This is a genomic window from Streptomyces mayteni (assembly GCF_054783955.1).
In genome coordinates this window covers 1-2752 of the sequence record NZ_BAAGPR010000242.1, presented here as the reverse complement: position 1 = coordinate 2752, position 2752 = coordinate 1, and the positions used below count along the sequence as shown (strand labels likewise).

Annotated in this window: 5 protein-coding genes and 1 pseudogene; all 6 read left to right on the top strand. The window is 76.1% G+C overall.

What is annotated here, in order from left to right; translation table 11 throughout:
- Nucleotides 1–102 precede the first annotated feature (102 nt).
- Complete coding sequence (locus ACYVPE_RS39610; RefSeq protein WP_461038695.1) at nt 103–477, top strand: phosphotransferase family protein; 375 nt, start codon at nt 103–105, stop codon at nt 475–477.
- 45 nt (nt 478–522) lie between these two features.
- A complete protein-coding gene (locus tag ACYVPE_RS39605; protein WP_461038694.1) occupies nt 523–822 on the top strand; it encodes a TFIIB-type zinc ribbon-containing protein in 300 nt (99 codons plus the stop codon).
- Nucleotides 823–872: 50 nt separating this feature from the next.
- Nucleotides 873–1850, top strand: coding sequence for an NAD(P)H-quinone oxidoreductase (locus ACYVPE_RS39600; RefSeq protein ID WP_461038693.1), 978 nt, complete (start codon nt 873–875; stop codon nt 1848–1850).
- Nucleotides 1851–1975: 125 nt separating this feature from the next.
- Complete coding sequence (locus ACYVPE_RS39595; RefSeq protein ID WP_461038692.1) at nt 1976–2257, top strand: hypothetical protein; 282 nt, start codon at nt 1976–1978, stop codon at nt 2255–2257.
- 97 nt (nt 2258–2354) lie between these two features.
- Complete coding sequence (locus tag ACYVPE_RS39590; RefSeq protein ID WP_461038691.1) at nt 2355–2489, top strand: hypothetical protein; 135 nt, start codon at nt 2355–2357, stop codon at nt 2487–2489.
- 44 nt (nt 2490–2533) lie between these two features.
- A pseudogene (locus ACYVPE_RS39585) lies at nt 2534–2752 on the top strand (hypothetical protein); the annotation flags it as partial.

Below are 2752 nucleotides of genomic sequence, written 5' to 3'. Positions count from 1 at the left end.
CAGCCGGCCGCCGGCGGCCCGGAGCGGGCCGCCGAGGCGCTGGCCGCGCTGGCGGCCGCGCCGGGCGCGGCCGGGTCGTAGGAGATCCGGGCCGTCGAGCGGGTGCTGGCGAGCGCCCCCGACCGGGGACCGCGGCGGACGCTCTGTCACGGCGACTTCCACTTCGGGCAGTTGGTGACCGACCCTGCGCACGGTGGGTTGCTGCTGATCGACGTGGACGACCTCGGGGTCGGCGACCCCGCCTGGGACCTGGCGAGACCCGCGGCCTGGTACGCGGCAGGGCTGGTGCCGGAGGCCGACTGGCGCCGCTTCCTGGCCGGTTACGGCGTGGCCGAGCCGTGGCCCGGCTGGCTGGACGGTCCTGCCCGCGCGCTCACCGCCCAACTCGCCGCCCGCGCCCTGCTGTCGGGCCGGCCGCTGACCGCGGAGGGGGCGGCGTTCGTCGACTCCTGCCGGCGAATCGAGGCCCTGTCGTAGGGTGAACGGGACATCCAGTCGTCCGCTGAGCCGATGGAGCCGAAGATGCAGTGTCCCAAGTGCCGTGCGCCGATGCACACGTTCAACCGCAGCGGGGTCCAGATCGAGCAGTGCAGCGGTTGCCGGGGTATCTTCCTCGACTACGGCGAGCTGGAGCACATCACCCAGCTCGAGTCGCAGTGGTCGGCGCAGGCCGCCCCGCCGCCCCCGCCGGCCCCGGCGCCGCAGCAGCACTACCAGCAGCCGGGCCCGGCCTGGGGCGCCCCCCACGGCGGCGGCCACTACGGGCACCAGGGTCACCACCGCCGCAAGGGCGGCATGGCCGGACTGTTCTTCTCGTCCTGACGTTCTCCTGACACCGTGTCGGGCGGCGGCCTGGCGGTAGCGTCTCGTCCATGCATGCGATCACGATTGCCGCGCCCGGTGGTCCCGAGGCGTTGGTGTGGGCGGAAGTGCCGGATGCCGAGCCGTCGGCCGGTGAGGTCCTGATCGAGGTGGCGGCGGCCGGGGTCAACCGGGCCGACGTGCTCCAGCGGCAGGGTTTCTACGACCCGCCCCGTGGCTCCTCGCCCTACCCGGGCCTGGAGTGCGCGGGGCGGGTCGTCGCCGTCGGGGACGGCGTGGGGGACTGGCGGGTCGGCGACGAGGTGTGCGCGCTGCTGGTCGGCGGCGGCTACGCGGAGCTGGTCGCGGTCCCGGCCGGGCAGCTGCTGCCGGTCCCGGCCGGGATGGACCTGGTCACCGCCGCCTCGCTGCCCGAGGTGGTGTGCACGGTGTGGTCCAACGTCTTCCTCGGCGCCGGGCTGCGGCCGGGCGAGACGCTGCTGGTGCACGGCGGCGGCAGCGGCATCGGCACCATGGCGATCCAGCTGGGCCGGGCGGCCGGGGCCCGGGTCGCGGTGACGGCCGGCAGCGACGAGAAGCTGGCGCGCTGCGCGGAGTTGGGCGCCGAGGTGCTGATCAACTACCGCGAGCAGGACTTCGTCGCCGAGCTCTCCGCCGCCACGGAGGGGCGGGGCGCGGACGTGATCCTCGACATCGTCGGGGCCAGGTACCTGGCCAGGAACATCGACGCGCTGGCGACGGGCGGCCGGCTGTCCATCATCGGCATGCAGGGCGGCGTCAAGGCCGAGATCAACCTGGGGCGGCTGATGGCGAAGCGGGCCTCGGTCACGGCGACGTCGCTGCGGGCTCGGCCGGTGGCCGAGAAGGCGGCCGTGGTGGCGGCCGTACGGGAGCACGTCTGGCCGATGTTCGCGGACGGCCGGCTGCGGCCGGTGGTCGACCGGCAGCTGCCGCTGCCGGCGGCGGCCGACGCGCACCGGGTGCTGGAGGAGAGCGGCCATGTCGGGAAGATCGTGCTGACACGCTGAGCCATCTCTCGTTCCGGATGCGGCTTTTGTGATGATATGTGACGCTGGTAACAGTATCGGTTGCATCATCGGACAGAGCGTGAGGGAACGGGCCAGTGAGGGTGTGGGCGGGTTACGCAGTGGCCGTGGCAGTGGTCGCGGCGCCCCTTCTGCCCCAGCCGGCCGTCGCGGCGAGCCCGCCGCCGGCCGTGGAGGACCACGAGGAGGACCGGCCATCGGCGGCCGACCAGCCGATCCTGTGGTGGGAACCGGCCCCGACGACGCCGGGCCCCGTCCGTGACCTCGACGAACCGGCCCCCGCCGCGGCCCGCCGCGGCGGCGAGGTCCCCCCGGTCCTGCCACTCGGCGCGGGCCTCGCCTGCCTCGGCCTGGGCCTCGGCCTCCTCGGCTACCGGCTCCGTCAGTAGGCGGTGGCACATGTTGCCGCGCCACCGTCCTCACCGCGACCGCGCGCGCCGGCGCGCGGCGGGCACGTCGCCGCGCCGCCGTCCTCGCCGCGACCGTATGCGCTGGCGCGCGGCCTCCACCGCGGCCCTCCTCTACCGCGCCGCCCGCGCCTACAGCCGGGGCGGCCCCCTTCGGTTCGCCTGGTACGTGGCCCTGCTCTGGTGGCGCCGCCACCGCCGCCTGCGCCGCTGACCGGACCGCTGCGCACCGCCGCCCGCCTCCGGCGGGCGGCGGTGGTGTCTGCCGTCGACCAGACGCCCGCGCCGCTCGCCACCCGCGCCCGCTACGCGGGTTCGCGGCTGCGCCGCGTCTCGCGCCGGAGGCTGGGTCGGCCGCAGCCCGGCACCGCCGGCCAAGGCCCGGCGCCCGGCCCGGCCGCCCTGGCCTGCGGCCGGCGTGTGGCGTCGCGAGGTGCGCTCCCTGCGGCGGCGTTGCCGCTCGCCGTCCGCGGCCGA